We start from the raw sequence: 25,312 nt of genomic DNA, 5'->3' as shown, positions 1-25,312 counted from the left end.
TCTTATATAAGTATCGCGAAGGAGGAGTCATGACCGTCACGTCCATCGACATCGACCCTCACGAGCTGAAGCAGGCGAAGGAGCTGGCGGGCACGACATCCAATCGTGAAACCGTGGACCTCGCGCTGCGCACGCTCATCGCGGTTCGTCGTCAGCCTGCAGCCGTCGAGCGCATCATCGGTCGTCGCTTCACGCCCGATCAGATCGATGCGTCGACGATCGCCCCGGCTGCGAGCACGACCGCGTGACGACGTATCTCGTCGACAACAGCATCTGGCAGAAGGCCGGCACCAGCGTGAGAATCGCTGACACGCTGCGGTCGCTTTCCCCGAACCATCTCATCATCACGTGTCCGCCGCAGGTCCTCGAGTACTGTCATTCGGCACGGGATCCTCGGGAGTATGCAGAGCTGCGCGAGGACATGGCGGGTCTGCTGCCGGCGTGGGAGCATCCGGACGAACGGCATGCTCTCGACATCCAGCAGGCGCTCTGGGACGGCGGACTCGTGCGCGCCGCCGCGGCGTTCGACTGTCTCATCGCCGCCTACGCGCAGGTCAACGACGCCGTGATCCTCAATTCCGACCGCGATTTCGGGTACATCGAGCTGGCGACCGAAGGGCGCGTGCGACAGCAGTACGTAGCGGCCTGACCGCTGCGCTCAAGGTCACCAGACGGGATCTAGTCGGGTCGTTGCGCACGGCCCAGCGCAATGGAGAACATCGTCGTCACGACGATTCCGGCCGCCGGGAAGCCTGCAGCGGCTATCTGGGTTGCACCGGTCGCTTCGTCACCTGAAGCGAGCGTGATGATGATGACGACGAAAAGTGTTCTTTTCGTTCGTCACTCGCGAACCAGAAGATGTTCCTCGGCTGATTCGCTCGACTGCGACCTGCTCGGCGTCATTGAAAGGCTCCACATGAAGAGGAACGCTGTGAACATGACGAAAGCGCTCGAGGTTGCAATGAAGTGTCCGCCGCGCTGCCAGATCGGGAGCGCGTCTAGAGGCCAACCAGCGGGGGTCGTGATCTGGGAGAGGATCGCGAGAAGCAGGATGATCGCGCCTGTCGCGATCGCTGACTTCAGCCGGGCACGCCTGTGCGCGGCCACCGGGTCGCGCACCAGCCAGATCGCGCACGAGGCGCATGCGAGTCCCTCTGCGAGGACAAACGTCCACGACACCATGGGCGTGGGGTAGGCCACGGGGGTGAGAGAGAAGTCAAGAAGTGTCCCGCGGCTTGTCGCCCACGAAAATGCCTCGGCGTACATGCAGAACAGTGCGATCACGAGCACGGTCGCGGCTCCCGCAATCGCTGCGACCATGCGTGACTCGCCTCGTTGGGACGGCTTCACTCGATGTCCTCGATATCCACCGGGTGCAGCAGCCGCATCTCGCATCGACTCTCAGCCTCCCGGGACTCGCGAACACTCTTCTGGTCGTCACGCTACGGAGCCGCGGAGCGCTTGTCTGTAGGCCAAATGGGAGACATGTAAAATTTTAGATGCCGCGTGCGTCCCGCGGGCTCAGCGACCCAGAGGCCGCTGAGCCCGAAGGTGCGTCAGGCCCGAGCCACGTCGAGCTCGATGACCGACCACGACAGCGGCGGCAGCGTCGCGCGCACGGCGCCGTCCACGACCTCGGCGGCGCCGAGCGGCACCATGTGCACGCTGTCGGGGGCGGTCTCGAGGTTCGAGGTGTGACGGTCGCCACCATCGGGGATCGTCAGCGTCTCGGCGGTGACCACGCGCAGGTCGCCGAGCCCGTGCAGGTCGATCGTCAGGTCGCTCGACTCGTCGAGGGAGCGGTTCGCGACGAACACGACCACGCGACCGGTCGCCTCGTCCCAGGTCGCGGCGGCGTCGACCGCGTCGACTCCGCCGTACCGCTTCGTCTCGATCTGCGGAGCCGAGACCGCGAGGCGCAGGATGCGGCCCTTCGCGAGGCGCGCCATCCGCTCGAACGGCCAGAAGCTCGTCTGCCGCCAGGCCGGACCATTCTCCTCCGAGCGGATCGGGGCGATCACGTTCACGAGCTGCGCCTGGTTGGCGATCTTCACGCGGTCGCCGTGTCGCAGCAGGCTGTTGAGCAGGGTGCCGACGACGACGGCATCCGTCACCGAGTAGGTGTCTTCGATGAGTCGCGGATGCTGTCGCCACCCCGCCTTCTCGATCTCCCCGGCCTCGACGTCGTTGTACTTCACCTGGTCCCACACGTTCCACTCGTCGAACGAGATGTCGACCTGCTTCGTGTGCTTGCCGGACGCCTTGACCGCATCGATCGTGGCGATGACCCCCTCGATGAACGCGTCCATGTCGACGGACTCGGCGAGGAACGACTCGGCGTCGCCGTCGTGCTCCTGGTAGTACGCGTGCATCGAGATGAAGTCGACCTCGTCGTAAGCGTGAGTGAGCACCGTGTGCTCCCAGGTGCCGAACGTCGGCATCGTCCGCCCCGACGACCCGACCGCGACGAGCTCGATCGAGGGGTCGACCAGACGCATCGCCTTGGCGGACTCCTGGGCGAGTCGACCGTACTCGGTCGCGGTCTTGCCGCCGATCTGCCACGGGCCGTCGAGCTCGTTGCCCAGGCACCACAGCTTGATGTCGAAGGGCTGCTCGGCTCCGTTCTTGCGCCGCAGGTCCGACCAGTACGTGCCGCCGGGGTGGTTCGCGTACTCGACGAGCGCGCGGGCCTCCTCGACGCCGCGGGTGCCGAGGTTGACGGCCTCCATCACCTCGACATCCGCCTCCTTCGCCCAGTCCATGAACTCGTGCAGGCCGAACGCGTTCGTCTCGATCGTGTGCCAGGCGCCGTCGATGCGCACCGGGCGGTCCTCGACCGGGCCGACGCCGTCTTCCCAGCGATAGCCCGAGACGAAGTTGCCGCCGGGGTAGCGGACCACGGTCGGTCCCATCTCCTTCACCAGCGCCAGCACGTCCTGCCGGAAGCCGCGCTCGTCGGCCTGCGGGTGCCCCGGCTCGTAGATGCCGGTGTAGACGCAGCGCCCCATGTGCTCGACGAACGACCCGAAGAGCCTCCGGGGGACGTCGGCGATCGTGAAGTCGCGGTCGATGGTGATGCGGGCCTGAGACATTGCTCTCCTAGATTTCTGGCTCTCGAGTCGGGTGGGGGAGTCGGGTGGGTGACTACTGACCGCCGAAGCCGCTCGTCGCGACTCCCTTGACGATCTGCTTCTGGAAGATCATGAACACGATGATGAGCGGCAGCGCGGCGAGCACGGCCTGGGCCATGACCTGGGCGTACTGCACGCCGTAGGCGCTGATCACGGTCTGCAGCCCGACCGGCAGCGTCATCAGCGTCGTGTCGTTGATGACCAGGAACGGCCAGAGGAAGTTGTTCCACGCGCTGATGAACACGAAGATCGCGACCGAGGCCATGATCGGACGGGAGAGCGGCAGCACGATCGACCAGAAGATCCGGAATCGTCCGGCGCCGTCGACGCGCGCCGCGTCTTCCAGCTCGATCGGGATGGCGTCGAAGAACCGCTTGAGGATGAACACCATCGCGGGTGCCACGACCTGCGGCAGGATCAGACCCCAGTAGGTGTCGACCATGTTGAAGGCGAGCATCTCGTAGAACAGGGGGATGATCAGCACCTGCGGCGGCACGACGATCGAGGCGATGATCACCACGAACAGCCACTTGCGGCCGGTGAAATCCAGGCGTGAGAAGGCGTAAGCCGCGAGTGCCGAGATCGCCAGCGTGATCACGGTGATCGCCGCGGAGGTCAGCAGGCTGTTCAGCGCCCAGGTGTAGACGTTGCCCTGCGAGAGGATCGCGGTGAACGCCTCGATGGTGGGGCCGCTCGCGCCGATCCAGCCGGGGTCGCCGGATGCGGCATCCGTCTCGGTCTTGAAGGCGGTCGCGACCGCCCAGAGGAACGGCAGCAGCCACCCGATCGCGAGGAGCAGCAGGACGACGAACGCGGTGATGCGGAGCGGTCCGAACGGCTTCTGGCCGGGCAGGTGCGAGCGCCGGGGGCGACGCGACGACGGCGTCGTGATCGTCTCGGTGGCGGTGGTGACGATGGGGGATGCGGTGGCGGTGGACATCAGAACTGCTCCTTCCGGCGGCGCGTGATCAGGGCCTGCGCGACGCCGAGGATGACGATGAGGGCGAAGAAGACGTAGGAGATGGCGGCCGAGTAGCCGAACCGGTAGCTGACGAATCCGGCCTCGTAGATGTACTGCACGATGGAGCGCGTCGTGTCGCTCGCGACCCCGCCGAGCATCTGATACGCCTGGTCGAACAGCTTGAGCGAGGCGAGGATCTGCAGGATCAGGATGAGCACCGTCGCCGGTCCCAGCTGCGGGAGCGTGATGGACCAGAACTGGCGCCAGGCGCCTGCGCCGTCGAGGGAGGCGGCCTCGTACTGCTGCGGCGGGATGTTCTGCATGGCCGCGAGGTAGAGCAGGAAGTTGAAGCCGACCGTCCACCAGACGGTGGCGATCACGATCGACAGCATGTTGGTGTCGGGGTTCTGCAGCCACGCCAGCGGCTCCAGGCCGAAGAACTCCAGGATGTTGTTGGCCGCGCCCACCTGCGGGTTGAAGATCCAGACCCAGATCTGCGAGATCACGGTGGAGGCGAGCAGGAACGGCATGAAGAACGACAGTCGCCACAGCCACTGGCCGGGGATGCCGCGGTCGACGAGGGCCGCCATCGCGAGGGCGATCACGACGAGGGGCACCGTGGAGAGCAGCGTGAACCAGACGGTGTTGCCCATCGACTGCCACATCTTCGGGTCGACGAACGCCTCCGCGTAGTTGGCGAATCCGATGAAGGAGCCGCCGGCGCCGGTGAGCGACTGGTCGGTGAAGCTGAGGATGATCCCGTGGATGATCGGCCACACGAGGAACAGGACGAAGGCCACGAGGAACGGTGCGAGGAAGGCCCAGCTGATGAGCTGCTCGCGGTTGCGGGAGCCGGCGCGGCGACCCCGCGGAGTGGTGCGCGACCCGGTGACGATCGTGCGGGTGGAATCGGTGGCGGAGGTCATGATCCGAACGTCCCTTCGGGGTCTGCCGGGTTGGGCTGTCGGAGCAGGGCGTTCACCCGTGCTTCGAAGCGGTCGATCGCGGCTGCCGGGTCGTCGCCCGAGAGCAGTGCGCCCTGCACGGCCGCCCCGAACTCGGCCTGGAAGTTGGATCCCGAGCCGGTGAACCACGCGGTCGGGTCGTACACGACGTGCTGCGCGGCCTCGGCGTAGTTCGCCTGGGGGATGAGGTCGGCGTACTCCGGCGATTCGGTCACGGGGAGGAACGCGGGGATGTGGCCGGCCTCGGCCCAGCCGAAGGAGTTCTTCAGCATGTCGGCGACGAACTCGTAGGTGAGATCGCGCCGCACCGGGTCTGCGTTGGACTGGTGGGGGAGGACGAAGGAGTGCGAGTCGGCGTAGACGGCCGGGGTGCCGTAGAGCGTCGGGATCATCGTCGCGTCGAAGGGGATGCCGGCGGCCTGCATGGTGCGCAGCTCCCAGACTCCGGTGAAGAGCATGCCGCTCTTGCCGGTGGCGAACTCGGCGATGGCGCTGCCGTAGTCGTTCTGCGCGGCTGCGATCTCGCCGTCGAGCAGTGTCTGCATGAGCGTGAGCGATTCGACCGCGACGTCCTTGTCGATCACGGCCGGGCCGCCCGCGGGCAGCTCCATCGCGCCGCCGTGCTGCGAGTAGAAGGTGTAGAACAGGCGCCACATCTGTGCGCCGTCGCCGAGATAGCCGTACGAGAGCGCGTGGCTCTCGGCCTTGCCGCCGACGGTGCGCAGCTGGTCGAGGAACTCCTCGGGGGAAGATGTCTCGGCCAGCTTTCCGTCCGAATCGAGGACCCCGGCGGCGTCGCAGATGTCCGTGTTGAACATCATCACGAAGGGGTGCGCGTCGAGCGCGATGCTGTACATGCCCTCGCCCACGAAACCCTTCTCCCAGATCGGCTTCGGGAAGGTCGAGCTGTCGACGCCGAGCTCGGCGAGCCGGTCCACGTCCCAACGGTCGAGCAACCCGCCGGGTGCCCAGCCGACGGTGCGCGTCGCGTGCATGATGGCGACGTCGGGGGCACGGCCGCCGGCACCCGCCATCGCGAGCTTCGTGTAGTACGGGGTGCCCCAGGCGAGGACGGTGGGGCGGATGCGGAACGCGGACTGCGCGGCGTTGACCTCATCGAGCAGGGCCGACATCGTGACGCCGTCGCCGCCCGAGAGCAGGTGCCAGAACTGCAGGGTCTGCGGACCGGAGGCGGGGGTCGTGCCGGGCGCGCACCCGGCGAGCAGGGCCGTGCCGGCGGCGAGCGAGGCGGCAGTGAGGAACTGCCGGCGGGACAGGTCGAGTGGGGGTGTCATCGTCACTCCTTCGTGACTGTGCGGTGGACGCCTCATCATTACATCGATGTAATCGACTGCGCAAGCGTGAGATGCGGAGGGAAGAGTGGGCGGGTGTCAGGGGCGGTAACCGCTCGGGCGGCCCTGCGTGCTCGCGCGCTCGAGGAGGTGATGCGGGAGGGTGAGGGCGCGCGGAGCAGCGGCGCGATCATCCATGCGCGACTCGAGCAGACCGAGCGCCGCGATCGCGAACGCCTGCCGATCGAACGCCACCGAGGTCAGGGCGGGCGAGGTGTATCGCGAGAACTCGACGTCGTCGAAGCCGGTCACGATCACGTCGTCGGGCACGCGGATGCCGTTGTCGTGCAGGGTGTGCAGGGCCCCGAGCGCGAGTGAGTCCGTGAACGCGACGATCGCGTCGAAGGCAACGCGACGGTCGAGCAGCGCGCGCACGGCATCCGCCCCACCGTCCATCGACCACGGCAGCCGGTTGATCTCGAGTGCCGGATCCCGGGGGATGCCCGCTTCGCGCAGGGCGTCGTGCACGCCTTCGAGGCGCAGGCGGCTGGTGGCCGTGGCGATCGACGGATCGTCGTCGGCGCCGACCACCGCGATCCGCGTCGCGCCGCGGGACAGCACATGGCGCGTGGCGTCGGCGGCGGCCTGTCGGCTGTCGATGCGCACGTGATCCGCGCGGTTCTGCTCGACCTCGCCGATCACGACGAGCGGGGGGAGGCGGTCGGCGTACTTGAGCACGCTGTCCTCGAGGCGGATCGGGTTGAGGATGAGGCCGTCGACCAGATGCGCCCGCGCGCGGGAGACGAGCTCCTTCTCGCGCTCGGGCTCGGACGCCGTCTCCTCGATCTGCACGGCGAGGCCCCGTTCGTGGGCGGCCTCGACGATGCGGTGCACGAGTTCGGCGGAGAACGCGGTGGCCAGATCCGGGAGCGCGACGGCGATGATCCCGGAGCGTCCCTTGCGCAGTCCCCTGGCGCTGAGGTTGGGCACGAAGTCGAGCTGCGCCATGGCGGACTCGACCTTGGCCCGCGTGCTCTCGTTGACGGGAACCGTGCCGGTGACCACGTTCGAGACCGTCTTCGGCGACACCCCGGCGAGGGCCGCGACGTCTTTCATCGTGGCGCGGGGCGGCGGCTGCGCTGTCATCCGGTCAGCCTAGCGTCGAGGCCGGGAGCGGATGGAGTACATCGATGTAGTCGCGGATGCCCTGGCTATCATGGCGCCATGACCACCGAACGCAACTGGGCAGGCAACCTCACGTACCGGGCCTCGACGATCGCGCACCCCGAATCGGTCGACCAGCTCGGGGCGCTGCTCGCGCAGGGCGGACCGGTGCGCTTCCTCGGGTCGCGGCACTGCTTCAACGACATCGCCGACACCGACGGTGTGCTCATCGCGCTCGACCGGCTGCCCGCGGTGTTCGAGGTCGCTCCCGGGCGGGATGCGGTCCGGGTATCCGGAGCCGCACGCTACGGCGACATCGCGCCGCTCCTCGAGGCCGAGGGGCTCGCGCTCGCCAACCTCGCCTCTCTGCCGCACATCTCGATCGCGGGTGCGATCGCCACCGGCACCCACGGCTCCGGTGACGCGATCGGCTCGCTCGCGAGCGCGGTCCGCGGCCTCACGATCCTCACGCCGTCGGGTGAGACCCGCGCGCTCGCGCGTGGCGACGCCGACTTCGACGGTGCGGTCGTGAGCCTCGGCGCGCTCGGCGCGGTGCTCGATGTGACGCTCGACGTCGAGCCGACCTACGCGGTCGCCCAGCACGTGTTCGAACGGCCGGACTGGGATGCGGTGCTCGCCGACTTCGACGAGGTGACCTCGATCGGCACCAGTGTGAGCCTGTTCTCGACCTGGGAGCGCACCGACTTCGTCGACCAGATCTGGGTGAAGCAGCGCCAGCCCGAGGCGCGCGAGGCCGCGCGGGAGTCGTTGTTCGAGAAGCTCGGCGCCACGCCGGCGGTGAGCAAGCGGCATCCGATCCTCGGCGTCGACCCGGCCGCGTGCACCGAGCAGCTCGGGGTGCCGGGGCCGTGGTTCGAGCGGCTGGCGCACTTCAAGCTCGAGTTCACGCCCTCGGCCGGTGCCGAGATCCAGAGTGAGTACCTCGTGCCCCGCGCGGATGCGGTCGCCGCGATCCAGGCCGTGCGCACCCTCGCCGGGCAGATCGCCCCGCTGCTGCTGGTGAACGAGATCCGCACGGTGCGCGCGGACGACCTGTGGCTCAGCTCGTCGCACGGTACGGATGCCGTCGGCCTGCACTTCACATGGAAGCCGGATGAGGCCGCGGTGCGCGCCCTGCTGCCGACGATCGAGGCCGCGCTGCCCGAGACGGCCCGCCCGCACTGGGGCAAGGTGTTCACGCTCGACGGTGCCGAGACGCGCTCGCGGTACACGCGGTGGGGCGACTTCGCCGCGCTCGCCGCCCGCTACGACCCCGAGCGCCGCTTGGTGAACCCTTACCTGGAGCGGTTGGGCCTGTAGCCCGCGGCTGCGACTGCGTTCCGGTCGCAGTTCGTGTCGCTATAACGCGCGTGAAGCGGCAGAAAGTGCGACCGGAACAGAGCCGTCAGACCGGCCCGGCCGTCACACGTGGTCGCGCCAGGAGTGCTGCGGGTCGTAGCCGAGCACGCGGCGTGCCCGGTCGATGGACAGCAGCGTCTCGTTCGGGCCGAACTCGCGGCGCCGCGGCACGTCGGGGAAGACCTCGGCGAGCAGCTCGTCGTTGGGGCGTGACATCACGGTGTCGGCCGCCGCGATGATGAACCGGTCGAATCCGGGGGCCGCGACCTCGAGCGCGCGCTGCACCGCCTGAGCTCCGTCGCGGGCGTCGATGTAGCCCCACAGGTTCCACTTGCGCCGCAGGGCCTCGATGTCGAACGAGGGGAACTCCGCGTAGTCCTCGGGAACCATCACGTTCGAGAACCGCAGCGCCGTGATCGACAGGTCGGGATGCCAGCGCACCAGCTCGGTCGCGAGCTGCTCTTCGAGCGTCTTCACCAGCGAGTACACGGATTCCGGGCGCGCGGGATAGTCCTCGTCGACCGGCACGTAGGGCGGCGGCACGTCGAACGGCAGTCCGAGCACCGTCTCGCTCGACGCGTACACGATGCGTCGGATGCCGAGGCGCACGGCCGCCCAGAACACGTTGAACGTGGCCGGCATGTTGTTGTGGAAGGTCGCTACGTCGGTGCGGATGCCGGGGGCCGGGATCGCCCCGAGGTGCACGACCGCGTCGATGCCGTCGTGCCTGTCGCCGACGGCCGTGAACGCGTCGACGACCTGGCCGTAGTCGGTCAGATCCACCTGCACGAAGTCGGGGCCGCGGGTGCCGGTGAGGTCCATGCCGATGACGTCGTAGCCGTTCGCACGGAGTTCCCGCGCGACGACGCGGCCGAGTTTGCCGGAGGAGCCGGTGAGAGCGATGCGCATGTCACCAGAGTGCCACGGCGGCGGGGCGAGTGGACCGGGCGTCGTACACTCGTCGGCGTGAGTGACACGAGCAGCGGCCGCAGCCGATCCATCGGCGTCCGCGACGTCGCCGCCCGTGCCGGGGTGTCCCGGCAGACCGTGTCGCGGGTGCTGAACGACCACCCCGACGTCGCCACCGAGACGAAGGAGCGCGTCGTCGCCGCGATGGCGGAGCTCGGCTACCGCATGAACAACGCCGCCCGCGCGCTCGGCACCCGGCGGTCGCGGACGCTCGGCGTGCTGGCCTCGGATGCGCTGCAGTACGGACCCTCGCGCAGTCTCGCCGCGCTGGAGGCCTCGGCCCGCGAGGCCGGGTACTGGGTGAGCGCGGCCTTCGCGGATGCCGCGGATGCCGGAGCCGTTGTCGCGGCGGTCGATCACCTCGTCGTGCAGGGGGTGGAGGGGATCGTGGTCGTCGCCCCGCACGCCCAGACGCTGGAGGCGCTCGCCGCGCTGCGCATCGACGCACCGGTCGTGACACTGCACTCCGCCGGCCTCGGTGCGACGGGACTCTCGGTGGATCAGGCCGCGGGCGCCCGGTTGGCGGTCGCCGCGCTCGCCGACGCCGGGCACACCCGCATCGCACACCTTGCGGGGCCTGCGGATTGGCTCGAGGCCGAGTCGCGCGCCGAGGGGTTCGCCGCCGAGCTCGCGGCTCGTGGGCTGACGCCGGGCCCCGTGATCGCGGGGGACTGGTCGGCCGGGTCGGGGTATGCGGCGGTAGATGCTGTTCGCGGGTCCGGGGTCACGGCGGTGTTCGCGGCGAACGACCAGATGGCGCTCGGGCTGCTCAGCGCCCTGCACGAAGCCGGGCTCACCGTTCCGGGTGACGTCAGCGTGGTCGGGTTCGACGACGCCCCGGATGCCGCGTACTACTGGCCCCCGCTCACGACCGTGCGGCAGGACTTCGAGGAGCTCGCACGTCGGGCGGTCGCCGCGGTGATCGGCGGAACCGCTGCCGCCGCATCCGCTCTCGTCCCCGTCGCCCCGGTGCTGGTCTCCCGCGCCTCCGTCGCCCCGCCCCGCTGATGCACAATCCTTGACGACACGAAACTCGCGTGACAGACTTCCGTGACCGGTCACAGTGGCCGGATGCGAACCCAGAGGCAGCTGTGAGCGACGACGCCCCCACCTTCGAACCCGACATCGAGCACGCGATCGCGGCCGTCCGCGCGGATGTCGCCCGTCTGCACGGCGAACTGGTCCGCTACGGGCTGGTCGTCTGGACCGGCGGCAACATCTCGGGCCGCGTGCCCGGCGCCGACCTCTTCGTGATCAAGCCGAGCGGGGTGAGCTACGACGACCTCACCGCCTCGAACATGATCCTGTGCGACCTCGACGGCAACGTCATCCCCGGCACGCCCGGCAGCGACCGCTCACCGTCGAGCGACACCGCGGCGCACGCCTACGTCTACCGGCACATGCCGACCGTCGGCGGTGTCGTGCACACGCACTCGACCTACGCCGTCGCCTGGGCTGCCCGCGGCGAGGAGATCCCCTGCGTCATCACCGCGATGGCCGACGAGTTCGGCGGGCCCGTCCCGATCGGCCCCTTCGCGATCATCGGCGACGACTCGATCGGCCGCGGCATCGTCGAGACCCTCAGCGGGCACCGCTCTCGGGCGGTGCTCATGCAGAACCACGGTCCGTTCACGATCGGCGCGGATGCGGAGGATGCCGTGAAGGCCGCCGTCATGGTCGAGGACGTCGCCCGTACAGTGCATTTCGCCCGCGAGGCCGGGCCGCTCATCCCGATTCCGCAGGCCGCGATCGACAGCCTGTTCGACCGCTACCAGAACGTGTACGGCCAGTCCGAGGACACCCGCCGATGACCCTTCGACAGAGCTCAGTGACCGCGCTCGGCGACATCCGCGAGGGGCGCACCAGTCTCGGCATCGAGCTGGGTTCGACCCGCATCAAGGCCTGCCTGATCGGCGCCGATGCGACCGAGGTGCTCGCCACCGGCTCCTTCTCATGGGAGAACCGGCTCGAAGACGGCCGCTGGACCTACGCGATCGACGAGGTATGGAGCGGCCTCCAGGCGGCGTATGCCGCGCTGGTCGACGATGCGCAGGAGCGCCACGGCATCCGCCCCGACACGTTCGGCGCCATCGGGGTCTCGGCGATGATGCACGGCTACCTGGCGTTCGACGAGTCCGGCGAGCTGCTCGTGCCGTTCCGCACCTGGCGCAACACCAGCACGGGCGCGGCCTCCGCCGAACTGGGGGAGCTGTTCGGGGTGAACATCCCGTTGCGGTGGTCGATCGCGCACCTGCACCAGGCCGTGCTCGACGCCGAGCCGCACCTCGCCCGGATCGCGAGCGTGAACACCCTCGCGGGCTACGTGCACCACCGCCTCACCGGCGAGCGGGTGCTCGGGGTCGGCGACGCCTCGGGCATGTTCCCGATCGATGCGGCGACCGGAGCCTACGACGAGCGGATGCTGCGCGCCTACGACACCCTCGTCGGCGAGCGTCTGCCCGCATCGGCCGCGCACCTCCTGCCGAGCGTGCTCCCCGCGGGAGCCGCGGCCGGCACCCTCACTGTCGACGGCGCGGCCCTCCTCGACCCGAGCGGCGCACTGCGCCCCGGCATCCCGCTGTGTCCACCGGAGGGCGATGCGGGCACCGGCATGGTCGCGACCAACTCCGTCGCCCCGCGCACCGGCAACGTGAGCGCGGGCACGAGCATCTTCGCGATGGTCGTGCTGGAGCATCCGCTGGCCGAGGTGCACCACGAGCTCGATCTCGTGACCACCCCGGCGGGCGATGCCGTGGCCATGGTGCACTGCAACAACGGCGCCAGCGAACTCGCCGCCTGGGCTGGACTGTTCACGCGCTTCGCCGCCGCGGCCGGTCAGCCGGTCGACGACGATGCCGCATTCGACGTCCTGTTCCGCGAGGCGCTCGACGGCGAGCCGGATGCCGGTGGCCTCCTCGCCTACAACCACCTCGCGGGCGAGCCGATCGCGGGTCTGGTCGAGGGCCGTCCGCTGTTCGTGCGCACCCCCGACAGCGCGCTCACGCTCGCGAACTTCATGCGCTCCCAGGTCTACGGCGTGTTCGGCACGCTCGCGCTCGGCATGCAGGTGCTCGCGGCGGAGGGTGTGCAGCTCGACCGGATGTTCGCACACGGAGGCATGTTCCGCACCGCCGGGGTCGCCCAGCGCTTCCTCGCCGGTGCGCTCGATGCTCCGGTCGCCGTGGGCGAGCTCGCCGCGGAGGGTGGCGCGTGGGGCATCGCCGTGCTCGCCTCCTACCTTTCCCATGCCGAAGACCTCTCGCTGGCGGAGTACCTCGACCAGCGCGTGTTCGCCACCGCATCCCTCACCACCGCCGACCCCGACCCGGCCGATGTCGCCGGGTTCTCCGCCTACCTCGACCGCTACCGAGCGGGCCTGGCCATCGAGGCCGCCGCCGTCGCATCTCTGTAAGGACCGTTCATGACCCGCACCCCGCTCACCACGTCCCTCGACGGCTACGAGGTCTGGTTCCTCACCGGCAGTCAGCACCTCTACGGTCCTGAGACGCTCGCGCAGGTCGCGGCGCAGTCGCAGGAGATCGCGCGGCTGCTCGACGAGTCGCCCGAGGTTCCGGTCCGGATCGTCTGGAAGCCGGTGCTGACGGATGCCGCCGCCATCAAGCGCACGGCGCTGGAAGCCAACGCCGACGACCGCGTGATCGGCCTCGTCGCGTGGATGCACACGTTCAGCCCGGCGAAGATGTGGATCGCCGGACTCGACGCGCTGCAGAAGCCGCTCGCGCACCTGCACACGCAGGCGAACGTGGAGCTGCCCTGGGCCGACATCGACTTCGACTTCATGAACCTGAACCAGGCCGCGCACGGCGACCGCGAGTTCGGATACATCCAGACGCGCCTGGGCGTGCCGCGCAAGACCATCGTCGGGCACGCCTCCGACCCGCGGCTGCGGCGTGAGCTCGGTACCTGGCAGCGGGCGGCGGCGGGCCTCGCGGCCTCCCGCGACCTGAAGCTCGCCCGCTTCGGCGACAACATGCGCTTCGTCGCGGTGACCGAGGGCGACAAGACCGAGGCCGAGCTCCGGTTCGGCGTGCAGGTGAACACCTGGGGTGTGAACGAGTTGGCGGAGGCGGTGGCCGCGGCATCCGCCGCCGACATCGACGCACTCGTCGCCGAGTACGAGGAGCTGTACGAGGTCGCGCCCGAGCTTCGGCGCGGCGGCGAGCGTCACGAGTCGCTGCGTGACGGCGCGGCGATCGAGATCGGGCTGCGGTCGTTCCTCGAGGAGGGCGGCTTCGGTGCGTTCACGACCTCGTTCGAAGACCTCGGTGCGCTGAAGCAGCTGCCGGGTCTCGCGGTGCAGCGGCTGATGGCCGAGGGGTACGGCTTCGGTGCCGAGGGCGACTGGAAGACGGCCGTGCTCGTGCGCATCGCGAACGTCATGGGCGCGGGCCTGTCGGGTGGCGCGAGCCTGATGGAGGACTACACCTACGACATGACCCCGGGCGATGAGCTGATCCTCGGGGCGCACATGCTCGAGGTGTCGCCATCGCTGACCTCCGCGAAGCCCACGCTCGAGATCCACCCGCTCGGCATCGGCGGCAAGGACGACCCGGTGCGCCTGGTCTTCACGGCCGATCCCGGCCCCGCCGTCGTGGTGGCGCTCAGCGACATGCGCGACCGGTTCCGGCTCACCGCGAACGTGGTCGAGAACGTGCCGCCGCGGGCCGCGCTGCCGAAGCTCCCGGTCGGACGCGCGGTGTGGAAGCCGCAGCCCGATTTCACCACCAGCGCCGCCGCCTGGCTCACCGCCGGTGCCGCGCACCACACCGTCATGTCGACCGCGGTCGGGATCGAGGCGTTCCGCGACTTCGCCGAGATGGCCGAGGTCGAGCTGCTCGTGATCGACGACAGCACCACGCTGCCCGAGTTCCAGAAGCAGGTGCGCTGGAACCAGGCCTACTACCGTCTGGCGCAGGGCCTGTGACGACGATGCCGCGCTCCGGCCGTCAGCTGCGGATCGCCGCGCACGGGTACGAGGCTGTGATCGCCAGCATCGGGGCGACGCTGCGAACGCTCACGTTCGAGGACCGCGACCTGGTGGTGCCGTTCGACGCGGATGCCGTGCGCCCCGGATACCGCGGCGCGACGCTGGCCCCCTGGCCGAACCGCATCGTGGACGGGCGCTACTCGTTCGGCGGGGCGGAGCAGCAGTTGGCGCTCACCGAGCCGGAACGCGGCCACGCTCTGCATGGGCTGCTCGCCTGGGTCGAGTTCGAGGACCGTCTGGTGCTCGACGACCGGGTCGTGCTGGCCGCCGTGATCGTGCCGCAGACCGGCTACCCCTTCCGCGTCGAGGTCGAGGTCGAGTACCGTCTCGATGCCGAGGGGCTGCAGCAGACGGTGACCGCGCACAACGTCGGGGCGGATGCCGCGCCCTGGGGCACCGGCCCGCACCCGTACCTCGTGGCCGGCCAGGGCTGCGTCGACGACTGGACCCTGCTGCTCCCGGCATCCGAGGTGCTCACGGTCACGCCCGACCGGCTCAGCCCGGTCGCGGTGGAGCCGGTGTCGCAGCATCCGGAATGGGACTTCCGCTCGGCGCGTCCCATCGGCGAGGTCTTCATCGATCACGCCTTCACTGGGCTCACTCGTGACGGCGGTGTTGCCGAGGTGCGGCTCACGGCCGCCGACGGTCGCGGCGTGGGGATGGTGTGGGACGAGCGCTGCCCCTGGGTGCAGGTGCACACCGCCGACACTCCCGCCGCTGCGGACACGCACCGCATCGGCCTCGCGGTCGAGCCGATGACGTGCCCGCCCGACGCGTTCAACTCGGGCGTGGATCTCGTGACGCTGGACCCCGGGGCGACGCACGCAGCGTCGTGGCGGATCTTCGCGGTGTAGCGGGTCGATCCGTACGCGGCATCATCCAGCAGAGCGAGATCAACGGGCGCAGGCGCCACCTACTTAAGCGCTTAGGTTACAGTGGACTCCTCAGGGATCAACGAGGAGGACCTGCATGCGTACGACGTCGGATCTGGCGGGGCGTTGGAGTTGGACGGTCGACGCCGAGGGGGACACTCCTGTCCCGGAAGAGGCCGCGCCGCTCGTCGGGAGGGCCGTCGCCGCGCAGGTGCCCGGGGCGATCCACCTCGATCTGCGGAACGCGGACCTCATTCCGGACCCCTTCGTCGACCGGAACGAGGAGGCCGTGTCCTGGGTCGCGCGATGCGACTGGCGCCTGAATCGCACCTTTTCCCTGGACGGCGACGCGGAGCGGGTGGATCTCGTCCTCGACGGTGTGGACACCATCGCGTCGATCGCCGTCAACGGGCGATCCGTCGGACAGACGCGGAACATGCATCGGGCGTACCGGTTCGACGTCACGGCGGCGATCGAGGAGGAGAACAGCGTCGATGTCTGCTTCACCTCCGCATACACGTATGCCGAGCAGCAGGAACGTGCGCTCGGCGCGCGTCCCAGCGCGTACCCGCAGCCGTTCGCCTTCATCCGGAAGATGGCCAGCAGCTTCGGCTGGGACTGGGGGCCGACCCTTCCCGGATGCGGGCTCTGGCGTGACGTCAGGATCGAGAGCTGGAGCACGGCGCGGATCGCCGCGGTCCGTCCGTTGGTCGACGTCTTCGAGCAGACCGGCATCCTCACCGCTCACATCGACCTCGAGCGAACGGCCTCCGGCGCGAGCATCCCGCTGCATCTCGAGATCGAGATCGCGGGGCAGGCCGTTCATGCCGAGGTGCCGCCGGGCGAAGAGTCGGCGACCATCGTGGTCGCCGTTCCCGATGTGCAGCGGTGGCACCCGCGCGGACTCGGCGAACCCCACCTGTACTCGGTGGAGGTCTCACTCTGGTCGGAGCGAGAGCGGCTCGACGACCACCGCACGCGGGTCGGCTTCCGGACCGTCGCCATCGATCGGACCCCCGATGCGCTCGGCACGCCGTTCGTCGTCACGGTGAACGACCGCCCGATGTTCATCAAGGGCGTGAATTGGATTCCCGAGAGCGTCTTCCCCGGTGAGGATGTCGCCGACCGCGTCCGCATGCGCCTGGAGCAGGCAGCGGAGGCGAATGTGAACCTCGTTCGGGTGTGGGGCGGAGGCGTCTACGAGAGCGAGGCGTTCTACTCCGCGTGCGATGAGCTCGGCCTGCTCGTGTGGCAGGACTTTCTCTTCGCCTGCGCCGCCTATCCCGAGGAGGATCCGATCAGAACAGAGGTGCTGGCCGAGGCCCGCGAGAACATCGTCCGGCTCAGCTCGCACCCGAGCCTCGCCCTCTGGAACGGGAACAACGAGAACCTCTGGATGCGCCTGGACAAGGACTGGGCATCGCAGCCGGGTGGAGAGCTCACCTGGGGTGAGCGGTACTACCTGGAGTGGCTGCCCGACCTCGTCCGCGAGCTCGACCCGACCCGCCCGTATACGGAGGGGAGTCCCTGGTCGGGCAGCTGGGCTCATGATCCGAACGACCCGGATCACCAGACCTTCCATTCCTGGGATGCCTGGAACGAAGACGACTACTCGGTCTACCGTGACAGTTCTCCGCGCTTCGTCTCCGAGTTCGGTTGGCAGGGTGCAGCCGCCTGGAGGACGCTGCGCGATGCGGTCTCGGACCCCGAACTTCGTCTCGACTCCGAGAACGTCCGGCATCACCAGAAGGCCATCGACGGGCACGCGAAGCTCGCCCGCAATCTCGCCCGCCACCTCCCGCCGACGGACGACTTCGACCGATGGCATCTGCAGACGCAGTGGATGCAGGTCGAGGCCGTCCGCACCGGCGTGCTGCACTGGCGCGCGAGTTGGCCGCGCACCTCGGGCACGATCGTGTGGCAACTCAACGACCTGTGGCCGGTGACGTCGTGGTCGGCGATCGACAGTGCGGGCCGGTGCAAGCCGCTCTACTTCGCCCTGCGCGACATGTACGCACCGCGGGTGCTGACGATCGAGCCGCGGGACGGCGGGCTCGAACTGTGCGTCATCAACGACGACGACGAGGCGTGGCACTCCACGGTGGGATTCGCGCGGCGGCGGGCCGACGGGATGGCTGCGGCGGAGCAGTCGCTCCCGCTCTCCCTGCCTCCGCGCTCGGTGGCCCGCATCGAGCTGCCGGCGATCATCGCCGAGCCGCGGGATCCGGCGGAGGAGTTCGTGGTCGCCACCGTCGACGACCAGCGAGCCCTCTGGCATTTCGCTCCGCCGAGTGGCGCGCACGCTCACGTACCGCTGGAAGTCGCCGTCGACGTCGTCGCCGGTGGTGTGGACATCAGCGTCCGCTCACGTCTCCTCGCCCGCGACGTACTCGTCCAGCCGGATCGCCTCCATCCTGAGGCGACGGTCGATCGCGGCTTCACCACCGTGCTCCCGGGGGAGACCGCGATCTTCCGCGTCCGCGCGCCGGAGCCGCTCGATCCCGACTCGGCGCGGGAGGCGTTCGTCGTCTCCTCGCTGCGGGATATCATCGATCCCGACTGACGGGAGCTGCATCGGTGATGACGAGCGCTGCGCGGGCCCGGCGGGTCACGATCGCCGATGTCGCGCGCGAGGCGCAGACGTCGACCGCGAGCGTTTCCTATGCCCTCAACGGTCGTCCGGGGATCTCCGAGGCCACGCGGGAACGGGTGCTCGAAGTGGCGGCCCGACTCGGCTGGTCGCCGGCGAGCGCCGCGCGTGCCCTGGCGGGTGCCGGTGCGGACACGATCGGTCTGGTGCTCACGAAGGATCCTCGTGATCTCTCCGTCGAGCCGTTCTACATGCAGTTCATTGCGGGGGTGGAGTCGACACTCACAGCTCGTTCCCTCGGTCTCCTGCTCGAGGTCGTCGCCGATGCCGATGCCGAGGTCGAGGCGATCGGGCGTTGGCGCAGGTCGCGGCGCGTGGACGGTGTGCTCCTCACCGACCTGAGGCCACACGATCAGCGGATCGCCGTCGTCAGGGAAGCCGGGGTCCCCGCGGTCGCGGTGGGCGATCCGAGTGCTGCGGCCGGGCTGACGACCGTGTGGACGGACGACGCCGCCGCGATGAGACAGGCCGTCCAGCATCTCGCTGCTCTCGGCCATCGCCGCATCACCCGGGTCGCGGCGCCCCGACGGTATGCGTACACGGCCATCCGCGATGACGCGTTCGATCAGGCCGCCCGTGCGTGCGGCCTCGACCACGACATCGTCCGCAGCGACCTCTCGGAGGATGCCGGTGCGGTCGCCACGCGCGCCGTGCTCTCGTCGCCGCGCCCGCCGACGGGGTTGATCTTCGACAACGACATCATGGCCGTCGCCGCCCTGACCACGGCGCATCAGCGGGGACTGTCCGTTCCCGGCGATGTGTCGCTCATCGCGTGGGACGACTCGCTTCTCTGCCGACTGGTGACGCCGGGGTTGACGGCGCTCAGCCACGATGTGGTCGCCCTCGGCGCAGAGGCCGCCCGACGGCTGCTCGACGTCATGGACGGTGCGGAGCCGGCCGTCTATCAGGAGGCGACACCGATGCTGCAGATCAGGGCCTCGACCGGTCCTGCGCCGACCGAGGCCTGATCCGCCGACGACGGTCTACCAGCGAAGGGTGGGGTCCCACCGCAGCTGCACGCCTCCGCGTTCGAGGTCGCGCTGGAAGTCGTCGAGGTGCCGCGCATCCGCGCGCACCATCGACGGTTCGACGCCGTGGTCGAGGCAGTACGCGGCGAGGGCGCCCACCGCCTCGCCCACGGACCATTCGACGGGCTGCAGCCGGTAGCTGCCGTTCGAGATGTGCGTCGTGCCGATGTTCTTCGCCGAGGGGAGGAGATTGCGCACGCGCTGCGGCAGAAGGGCGCCGAGCGGGATCTCGAACGGCTCCGGGAGCCCGCCGCCACCGGCGCTGCCGCCGGTCGTGGCGTGCCGGTCGATCCAGTAGTAGTGGCCCACCCCTACGGTGTCGGGGTAGCGCTCGGCGCCCCGTCCGTCGCGGAGGTTGCGGTCGAAGTCCTGCTCGAGGATCGTTCGTTCAGCCCGGATGCGACGCGATTCGCGGAAGTAGGGCATCATCGCGAAACCGTCGGGCGTCCCGGTGACCTGCGGCGCGAGGCGGAGCCCCGGCCAGCCGACACCGCCGTCGGGTCGAGGAGCCTCCGTCTGCAGCCAGTAGAGCAGCGACCGACTCAGAGCCTTCGAACGATCCCAGTGGATGGCGGCGTCGTCGACACCGAAGAGCGGCCCCCCGACATAGTCGTTCATCGGCCAGTTCACGATGACGATGTCGCTCTCATAGGCGCCGTCCTCGAACTGGCGCCGTGCGGCGATGCGGCGGTAGTTCCACAGTTCCGGGGCGCCGTCCATGTTGCGGTGATCGACGTCGATGGCGAAGGGGTCATCATCGTCGTTCACCCGCAGCGTGTACTCGCGGGCGATGGAGCCGTCGTGCGCGGCGCGTCGGAATCCGAGCATCTTCTCGCCGTCGAGCTGCGGCGGCCGCCACTCGCGGAAGGTGTCGTAGTCGTCGGGGCGATCGATGGTGTGATCCTGACCGGCGAGGTGTTCGACTGCGAAACACCAGGTGACGCTCTGCATGTCGAGCGGGTCGCCGGCTTCCGGGGCGCCGGGCTCCCCGGTCTCGCCTCGAGCCTCGCGGCCGGTGACGTATTCCACTCCGCCGAGCTCCAGGAGATCACCGAGCTCGGTCGCATCCAGCACGAACGGCGCGGAGAGCTCGCGCGAGACGCCCTCGCGATCGCGCACGGTCACCGCGGCGATGCGGTCGCCGTCGGTGTGGACGGCGACAGGCGTGGTCTCGAGCATCAGAGTGAGTCGGCCGGAGGCCTCGTACGGCCGGAGGAGGTCGTGGATCACCGCGAGGATGACCTTCGGCTCGACGCTGAGCGGGCTCACCCAGGCCGCGCCCGGGTTGAGATGCCGGTCGGCTCTCGCGGCGGCGGTGAGCGGGTAGTACGTCCGGTAGTGATCCCGGACGAGGTCGCGGAACTGGGCGTAGCTGCGGTTGCGACCCGTCGCCTCGATGCGTCGGTGCTCGTCGCTGGGTACGAGCTGACTCGTCAGCTGGCCCCCTAGCCAGGAGGTCTGCTCGGTCATGATGACCGATCTGCCGCGGCGCAGAGCGGCGAGGGCGGCGGAGACGCCGCCGACGCCACCGCCGATGATGAGAAGGTCGGCCTGCTGTCGTGTCACGGAAGAACACCTTTCTTTCCCGAGAACTCTAGGTAATTTTCTCGAACATGTCCAAGTAAAATCTCTAGAGGAGACGGGTTCGCCATAGAATTCCAGAACGCTGACTGAGTGAAGGGGTGCCCATGCGCGCGAAGGAGCGTCGACCATCGCTTGCCGAGGTGGCAGGTGAGGCGGGGGTCTCGATCTCCACCGTCTCGAAGGTCGTGAATGGAGCGCCCGACGTCGCGGCCGACACTCGCGTGCGGGTGGAGTCGGTGCTCCGCGACAAGCAGTACCTGTCGCCGAAGCAGCGCTCGCGCAGTGATCTGGCGACGGTGGTGGTCGTGCTCGCAAGCTCGAGCATGTCGTCCCCGCTGACGGTCGAGATCCTGCGCGGCACCATGCGTGCGGCGCACGTGGCCGGGCTCGAGCTCGTGCTGCTCGACCTTCCGGATGGAGCGCCCGCCGCCGGTTGGATCGAGCGGACCAAGCGCAACGGTCCGACCGCTGTCATCGCGCTGAAGTCGCGGCTGAGGACTCAGGAGCGCGCGAAGCTGGCGAAGAACGGCGTCCCTCTCGTCGAGGTCGACACCTACCAGCTGCCGGACAACGACTCGTATTCCGTGGGTGCCACGAACTTCGCGGGGGGAATGGCTGCGACGCAGCATCTGCTCTCACTCGGGCACCGGCGCATCGGGTTCCTCGGTGGGGTCTCCGACACGCAGGCCTCGATCGCCCGCAAGCATGGGCATCTCGCCGCTCTCGCCTCAGCGGGGATCGAACCCGGGGACGACATCATCGAAGAGGGCGACTTCACATACGAATCCGGATTGCAGGCGGGGGAGACCCTGCTGGGTCGAGTGGACCGGGTGACGGCGATCTTCGCGGCGAGCGACGCGCAGGCGGCCGGGGTTCTGGAGGCCGCGCGACGCGCCGGTGTGTCCGTCCCGGACGAGCTCAGCGTCATCGGTTTCGACGACCAGCTCGTCGCGCGGATGACGGCCCCGCAGCTGACGACCATCCGGCAGCCGTCCGAGGCGATGGGCTCCTATGCGGTGGAGGTCGCCCACAAGCTGCTGCTCGGCTCGGCGCCGCCGGCCTTCCACACCGACCTCGCGACGGAACTCGTCGTGCGAGGGTCGACTGCCCCGCCGCAAGCTTCCGAAAATATCGCTTGATATTCTCGATAGTTCTGGTACTTTTTCTTTCAGCGCGCTACGAGGCGCGTTATGAGTCCGAAGGAGTACTTCATGCGAGCTACCCGATCCCGAGGGGCTGCCATCGCGCTCACCGGAGTTCTGGCGGTGTCCCTCAGCGCCTGCGCCGGTACCGACAGCGGCGCCTCAGGTCCCGTCGACCTGACGATGGCGCTCTGGTCCTCCAACGAAGGTCACCTGGCGCTGCTGCAGGAGATCGGCGACGCCTACGTCGAAGAACACGGTGACGAGGTCGCGTCGATCACGTTCGAACCCGTCACCAACCCGGACTACATCGCCGGGTTGACGACACAGATCGCCGGCGGCGACGTTCCCGACCTCGCCTGGATCCCGGAGGCGAGCGGCCCCGAGTTCGTCGATTCGGGGATCCTGCACGACGTGCGCGAGACCCTGGAGAGCGCCGACGGCTACGACCTCGACGACATCCTCCCGGCCGCGCTCGCGCCGTGGCAGGACGACGATGGAGGCGTCTACGCGTATCCGTTCTCGAACTCCCCCTTCGCGCTCTACGTCAACGACGACCTCGTCGCCGCGGCGGGCCAGCCGGACGTCGAGTCCCTCGTGGGCACCCCCGACTACACGTGGCAGACGGTCGCGGACATCGCTGCGGCAGTGAACAGCGAGACGGGAGCAGCGGGCCTGAACGTGCCCACGTTCAACCCGACGAACTGGAGCGCCGTGACCATGCTCGGAAATGCCTGGGGCGCCGCGCCGTGGTCCGAAGACGGCACGACCTGCGAGTTCGCCTCTCCCGAGATGATCGAGTACCTCACGTGGTACCAGGACCAGATCGACAGGGGAGCGATCCCTGCCGTCTCCGGCAACGCGGCGCCCGCTGCGTTCGCGAGCGGTGACGTCGCCTTCAGCGTCGCTCAGCTCAGCCAATCGGGGAGCCTCGACGACAGCTTCGAGTGGTCGTTCCTCCCGCTGCCCGCGGGACCGGAGGGGTACCACCCGATCGTCGGCCAGGCGGGGGTGAGCGTCCTCGAGCGCAGCGAGAACCAGGATCAGGCAGCAGGCTTCCTCGCCTACCTGACCAACCCCACGAATGCCGAGCTCCTCGCGCAGTTCTTCCCGCCGCCCCGTGAGTCCCTGCTCAACGTGGAGACGCTCTCGCAGGCAGCGCCGAAGCTCTCGCCCGAAGAGATCCAGTCGGCGATCATCGACGTGGTCCCCGACGCCTCGGTCAAGCCGCAGCATCCGGTGCTCTCCCAGTTCTCCGACAAGGTCCGTGCCGGTCTCGACCCGGTGTGGTCCGGTGGCGACGTCGAGACCGCGGTCACCGGCATCTGCGAGCAGATCTCGCCGACGCTCAAGGGCTGACCGCGTGACCGCACGTACCGTCGCGGCGAACGATCGAAGAGCCCTGCCGAGCCGGCGTCCCCGTCCTGACGGGGACCGCTGGCTCGGCGTGGCCTTCGTCGCGCCCCAGGTCCTCGGCGTCATCGTCCTCGGCGTCGTCCCGTTCCTCTTCGTCATCTGGTACAGCTTCAACGAGTGGCGTCCGCTCACCGGCGGGATGGAGTTCATCGGGCTCGACAACTATTCGCGTCTCTTCGCTGACCCGACCTTCTCGGCCTCTGTCGTCGCGAGCCTGCTGTTCAGTGCCGGCGTGCTCATCCTGAACCTCGTGATCGCCATCAGCCTCGCCGTGCTCCTCAATCGGCGGATGAAGGGCATCACCGGGTTCCGCACGATCTTCTTCTCGCCCGTCGTGGTGTCGGTCGTCGCCTGGTCGGTGACCTGGGGGTTCCTCCTCGCCCCGGATGGCGGCATCAACGGAGCGCTGCGGATGCTCGGGATCGACGGGCCCAACTGGCTGGCTGATCCCTCCACCTCCCTGATCTCGCTCGTCGTGGTGCAGGTCTTCAAGGGAGTCGGTATGAACATGGTGCTCTTCCTCGCCGCGCTGCAGAGCGTGCCCGAGGAGATCCGCGAAGCGGCGCAGCTCGACGGTGCGACGCCGTGGCGGTCGTTCTGGGCCATCACCGTGCCGATGATCGCGCCGACGATCCTGCTCACCGGCATCCTCACCACGATCGGATCGCTCGAAGTCTTCGCGCCCGTGCAGCTGCTCACCGGAGGTGGCCCAGGGGATTCGACCAACGTCCTGCCGTTCCTCCTCTACCGCACCGCTTTCGTCAGCCAGCAGTTCGGCTATGCCAGCGCCATCGGTGTCGTGCTGTTCGCCATCATCCTGGCCCTGACGATGCTGCAGTGGACCACGCGACGCAAGTGGGTGCACGATGAGGTCTGAGACATCGAAGGCGGCCCGCAGCCGCTCCAGGATCAACACCGTCGTGCTCTACGTGCTGCTCGTCGTGGTGTCGGTGCCGTTCCTGTATCCGACCCTGTGGATGTTCTTCTCGTCGTTCAAGCCGGCGAACGAGATCTTCCTCCAGCCGCCGACGCTGCTGCCCAGGGAGTGGACCCTCGACGGCTTCGTGCAGGTGTTCACGGCGCAGCCGTTCCTGCAGCAGTACGGCAACTCGATGTACATCGCGGCGATCGTCACCGTGTCGTCGATCCTGCTCTCGGCGATGGCCGGCTACGCCTTCGCGCGGATCCGGTTCCCGCTGCGCAACGCGGCCTTCACCCTGCTGCTCGCGGCGATGATGGTGCCGACCGAGGTGACGATCATCCCGATCTTCACGGCGGTGAACGCCATGGGGCTGAACGACACCCACTGGCCGCTCATCATCCTCCCGATCTTCGGGCCGACCGCGGTCGTCTCCGTGTTCATCTTCCGGCAGCACTTCCTCAGCTTCCCCAAGGATTACGAGGAAGCGGCCAGGCTGGACGGCGTCACACGGGCCGGGGTGTTCTTCCGCATCGCCCTCCCGTTGGCGACGCCGGCGATCGCGGCCGTCGGGATCATGGCGTTCCTGCGCTCGTTCAACATGTACTTCGAGGCGCTCATCTTCCTGCGCACACCGGAGAAGTTCACCCTCGGACTCGCGATCACCCGCTATCAGGACTTCTACGGCGAGCAGATGTGGAACACGCAGCTCGGCGCAGCGTCTCTCACCGTCGTCCCGATCCTCGTGGTGTTCCTCATCGCGCAGAAGCAGTTCGTTCAGGGCCTCGCCCAGACAGGGCTCAAGGGATGAGCTGACTTTCCCCCCTCACAGCGACGACGCGGACCGGGCGT

22 protein-coding genes are annotated in these 25,312 nt (G+C 68.8%); 14 read left to right on the top strand and 8 right to left on the bottom strand.

Features of this window, described 5'->3' with window-relative positions; genetic code table 11:
- The first annotated feature begins 29 nt into the window (after positions 1-29).
- Both ACFC14_RS04540 and ACFC14_RS04535 read left to right on the top strand, forming a co-directional pair.
- Complete coding sequence (locus tag ACFC14_RS04540) at positions 30-248, top strand: type II toxin-antitoxin system VapB family antitoxin (RefSeq protein ID WP_136040552.1); 219 nt, start codon at positions 30-32, stop codon at positions 246-248.
- Positions 245-649: a VapC toxin family PIN domain ribonuclease gene (locus ACFC14_RS04535; protein WP_376101417.1), complete on the top strand. Its 405-nt coding sequence runs from the start codon at positions 245-247 to the stop codon at positions 647-649. The genes ACFC14_RS04540 and ACFC14_RS04535 overlap by 4 nt, the downstream gene beginning before the upstream one ends.
- A 191-nt stretch (positions 650-840) precedes the next feature.
- On the opposite strand, the gene ACFC14_RS04530 is transcribed toward ACFC14_RS04535, so the two are convergent.
- The 6 genes from ACFC14_RS04530 to ACFC14_RS04505 all read right to left on the bottom strand — a co-directional run bounded on the left by ACFC14_RS04530 (position 841) and on the right by ACFC14_RS04505 (position 7,495).
- Positions 841-1,320 (bottom strand): hypothetical protein, encoded by a 480-nt coding sequence (locus ACFC14_RS04530; RefSeq protein WP_376101416.1) that lies wholly within the window; start codon positions 1,318-1,320, stop codon positions 841-843.
- A 236-nt stretch (positions 1,321-1,556) separates the two neighbouring features.
- Positions 1,557-3,092, bottom strand: coding sequence for an alpha-N-arabinofuranosidase (locus tag ACFC14_RS04525; protein ID WP_376101415.1), 1,536 nt, complete (start codon positions 3,090-3,092; stop codon positions 1,557-1,559).
- A 52-nt stretch (positions 3,093-3,144) separates the two neighbouring features.
- On the bottom strand, positions 3,145-4,071 hold the full coding sequence (locus tag ACFC14_RS04520; protein ID WP_376101414.1) for a carbohydrate ABC transporter permease: 927 nt from the start codon (positions 4,069-4,071) through the stop codon (positions 3,145-3,147).
- A complete protein-coding gene (locus tag ACFC14_RS04515) occupies positions 4,071-5,018 on the bottom strand; it encodes a carbohydrate ABC transporter permease (RefSeq protein WP_376101413.1) in 948 nt (315 codons plus the stop codon). Before ACFC14_RS04515 ends, ACFC14_RS04520 begins: the two co-directional genes overlap by 1 nt.
- Entirely contained in the window at positions 5,015-6,352 is a 1,338-nt protein-coding gene (locus ACFC14_RS04510) for an extracellular solute-binding protein (RefSeq protein ID WP_376101412.1), read from the bottom strand. The genes ACFC14_RS04515 and ACFC14_RS04510 overlap by 4 nt, the downstream gene beginning before the upstream one ends.
- Positions 6,353-6,448: 96 nt before the next feature.
- The gene (locus ACFC14_RS04505; protein ID WP_376101411.1) at positions 6,449-7,495 is read right to left on the bottom strand and encodes a LacI family DNA-binding transcriptional regulator; all 1,047 of its coding nucleotides are present in this window, start codon (positions 7,493-7,495) and stop codon (positions 6,449-6,451) included.
- 78 nt (positions 7,496-7,573) lie between these two features.
- Between ACFC14_RS04505 and ACFC14_RS04500 the strand changes: the two genes are divergently transcribed.
- A complete protein-coding gene (locus ACFC14_RS04500) occupies positions 7,574-8,833 on the top strand; it encodes an FAD-binding protein (protein ID WP_376101410.1) in 1,260 nt (419 codons plus the stop codon).
- A 102-nt stretch (positions 8,834-8,935) separates the two neighbouring features.
- Here the strand turns inward: ACFC14_RS04500 and ACFC14_RS04495 are convergent, their stop codons facing one another.
- On the bottom strand, positions 8,936-9,781 hold the full coding sequence (locus ACFC14_RS04495) for an NAD-dependent epimerase/dehydratase family protein (RefSeq protein WP_376101409.1): 846 nt from the start codon (positions 9,779-9,781) through the stop codon (positions 8,936-8,938).
- Between the two features lie 57 nt (positions 9,782-9,838).
- On the opposite strand from ACFC14_RS04495, the gene ACFC14_RS04490 reads away from it, so the two are divergent.
- The 7 genes from ACFC14_RS04490 to ACFC14_RS04460 all read left to right on the top strand — a co-directional run bounded on the left by ACFC14_RS04490 (position 9,839) and on the right by ACFC14_RS04460 (position 19,339).
- Positions 9,839-10,849: a LacI family DNA-binding transcriptional regulator gene (locus ACFC14_RS04490; RefSeq protein ID WP_376101408.1), complete on the top strand. Its 1,011-nt coding sequence runs from the start codon at positions 9,839-9,841 to the stop codon at positions 10,847-10,849.
- Between the two features lie 83 nt (positions 10,850-10,932).
- Positions 10,933-11,652 carry an L-ribulose-5-phosphate 4-epimerase gene (locus ACFC14_RS04485; protein ID WP_376101407.1) on the top strand — a complete coding sequence of 240 codons (720 nt, stop codon included), beginning with the start codon at positions 10,933-10,935 and terminating at the stop codon, positions 11,650-11,652.
- Complete coding sequence (locus ACFC14_RS04480; protein ID WP_376101406.1) at positions 11,649-13,253, top strand: xylulokinase; 1,605 nt, start codon at positions 11,649-11,651, stop codon at positions 13,251-13,253. The genes ACFC14_RS04485 and ACFC14_RS04480 overlap by 4 nt, the downstream gene beginning before the upstream one ends.
- A gap of 9 nt (positions 13,254-13,262) precedes the next feature.
- Positions 13,263-14,786 (top strand): L-arabinose isomerase, encoded by a 1,524-nt coding sequence (gene araA / locus ACFC14_RS04475; protein ID WP_376101405.1) that lies wholly within the window; start codon positions 13,263-13,265, stop codon positions 14,784-14,786.
- Positions 14,787-14,791: 5 nt separating this feature from the next.
- Positions 14,792-15,703: an aldose 1-epimerase family protein gene (locus ACFC14_RS04470; protein WP_376107096.1), complete on the top strand. Its 912-nt coding sequence runs from the start codon at positions 14,792-14,794 to the stop codon at positions 15,701-15,703.
- Positions 15,704-15,818: 115 nt separating this feature from the next.
- On the top strand, positions 15,819-18,284 hold the full coding sequence (locus ACFC14_RS04465; protein ID WP_376101404.1) for a glycoside hydrolase family 2 protein: 2,466 nt from the start codon (positions 15,819-15,821) through the stop codon (positions 18,282-18,284).
- A gap of 17 nt (positions 18,285-18,301) precedes the next feature.
- The gene (locus ACFC14_RS04460) at positions 18,302-19,339 is read left to right on the top strand and encodes a LacI family DNA-binding transcriptional regulator (RefSeq protein WP_376101403.1); all 1,038 of its coding nucleotides are present in this window, start codon (positions 18,302-18,304) and stop codon (positions 19,337-19,339) included.
- Between the two features lie 15 nt (positions 19,340-19,354).
- Here ACFC14_RS04460 and ACFC14_RS04455 read toward each other — a convergent pair whose 3' ends face one another.
- Positions 19,355-20,965: an FAD-dependent oxidoreductase gene (locus ACFC14_RS04455; protein WP_376101402.1), complete on the bottom strand. Its 1,611-nt coding sequence runs from the start codon at positions 20,963-20,965 to the stop codon at positions 19,355-19,357.
- Between the two features lie 122 nt (positions 20,966-21,087).
- On the opposite strand from ACFC14_RS04455, the gene ACFC14_RS04450 reads away from it, so the two are divergent.
- From ACFC14_RS04450 to ACFC14_RS04435, 4 genes are all read left to right on the top strand, one after another.
- Complete coding sequence (locus ACFC14_RS04450) at positions 21,088-22,122, top strand: LacI family DNA-binding transcriptional regulator (protein ID WP_376101401.1); 1,035 nt, start codon at positions 21,088-21,090, stop codon at positions 22,120-22,122.
- A gap of 72 nt (positions 22,123-22,194) precedes the next feature.
- Complete coding sequence (locus tag ACFC14_RS04445; RefSeq protein WP_376101400.1) at positions 22,195-23,484, top strand: ABC transporter substrate-binding protein; 1,290 nt, start codon at positions 22,195-22,197, stop codon at positions 23,482-23,484.
- A 4-nt stretch (positions 23,485-23,488) separates the two neighbouring features.
- Positions 23,489-24,418, top strand: coding sequence for a carbohydrate ABC transporter permease (locus tag ACFC14_RS04440; RefSeq protein ID WP_081859917.1), 930 nt, complete (start codon positions 23,489-23,491; stop codon positions 24,416-24,418).
- The gene (locus ACFC14_RS04435) at positions 24,408-25,271 is read left to right on the top strand and encodes a carbohydrate ABC transporter permease (protein WP_081859916.1); all 864 of its coding nucleotides are present in this window, start codon (positions 24,408-24,410) and stop codon (positions 25,269-25,271) included. Before ACFC14_RS04440 ends, ACFC14_RS04435 begins: the two co-directional genes overlap by 11 nt.
- Positions 25,272-25,312: the final 41 nt, after the last annotated feature.

Source organism: Microbacterium sp. NPDC055988 (genome assembly GCF_042269505.1).
GTDB lineage: Bacteria > Actinomycetota > Actinomycetes > Actinomycetales > Microbacteriaceae > Microbacterium.
The sequence above is the reverse complement of the archived record's forward strand: the minus strand, read 5'-3'. Positions and strand labels throughout refer to the sequence as shown.

Coding starts and splice junctions, on each gene's coding strand:
- ACFC14_RS04540 (WP_136040552.1), top strand. CDS start 30: ATGACCGTCACGTCCATCGACATCGACCCTCACGAGCTGAAGCAGGCG.
- ACFC14_RS04530 (WP_376101416.1), bottom strand. CDS start 1,320: ATGGTCGCAGCGATTGCGGGAGCCGCGACCGTGCTCGTGATCGCACTG.
- ACFC14_RS04525 (WP_376101415.1), bottom strand. CDS start 3,092: ATGTCTCAGGCCCGCATCACCATCGACCGCGACTTCACGATCGCCGAC.
- ACFC14_RS04520 (WP_376101414.1), bottom strand. CDS start 4,071: ATGTCCACCGCCACCGCATCCCCCATCGTCACCACCGCCACCGAGACG.
- ACFC14_RS04515 (WP_376101413.1), bottom strand. CDS start 5,018: ATGACCTCCGCCACCGATTCCACCCGCACGATCGTCACCGGGTCGCGC.
- ACFC14_RS04510 (WP_376101412.1), bottom strand. CDS start 6,352: ATGACACCCCCACTCGACCTGTCCCGCCGGCAGTTCCTCACTGCCGCC.
- ACFC14_RS04505 (WP_376101411.1), bottom strand. CDS start 7,495: ATGACAGCGCAGCCGCCGCCCCGCGCCACGATGAAAGACGTCGCGGCC.
- ACFC14_RS04500 (WP_376101410.1), top strand. CDS start 7,574: ATGACCACCGAACGCAACTGGGCAGGCAACCTCACGTACCGGGCCTCG.
- ACFC14_RS04495 (WP_376101409.1), bottom strand. CDS start 9,781: ATGCGCATCGCTCTCACCGGCTCCTCCGGCAAACTCGGCCGCGTCGTC.
- ACFC14_RS04480 (WP_376101406.1), top strand. CDS start 11,649: ATGACCCTTCGACAGAGCTCAGTGACCGCGCTCGGCGACATCCGCGAG.
- araA (WP_376101405.1), top strand. CDS start 13,263: ATGACCCGCACCCCGCTCACCACGTCCCTCGACGGCTACGAGGTCTGG.
- ACFC14_RS04470 (WP_376107096.1), top strand. CDS start 14,792: ATGCCGCGCTCCGGCCGTCAGCTGCGGATCGCCGCGCACGGGTACGAG.
- ACFC14_RS04465 (WP_376101404.1), top strand. CDS start 15,819: ATGCGTACGACGTCGGATCTGGCGGGGCGTTGGAGTTGGACGGTCGAC.
- ACFC14_RS04460 (WP_376101403.1), top strand. CDS start 18,302: ATGACGAGCGCTGCGCGGGCCCGGCGGGTCACGATCGCCGATGTCGCG.
- ACFC14_RS04450 (WP_376101401.1), top strand. CDS start 21,088: ATGCGCGCGAAGGAGCGTCGACCATCGCTTGCCGAGGTGGCAGGTGAG.
- ACFC14_RS04445 (WP_376101400.1), top strand. CDS start 22,195: ATGCGAGCTACCCGATCCCGAGGGGCTGCCATCGCGCTCACCGGAGTT.
- ACFC14_RS04435 (WP_081859916.1), top strand. CDS start 24,408: ATGAGGTCTGAGACATCGAAGGCGGCCCGCAGCCGCTCCAGGATCAAC.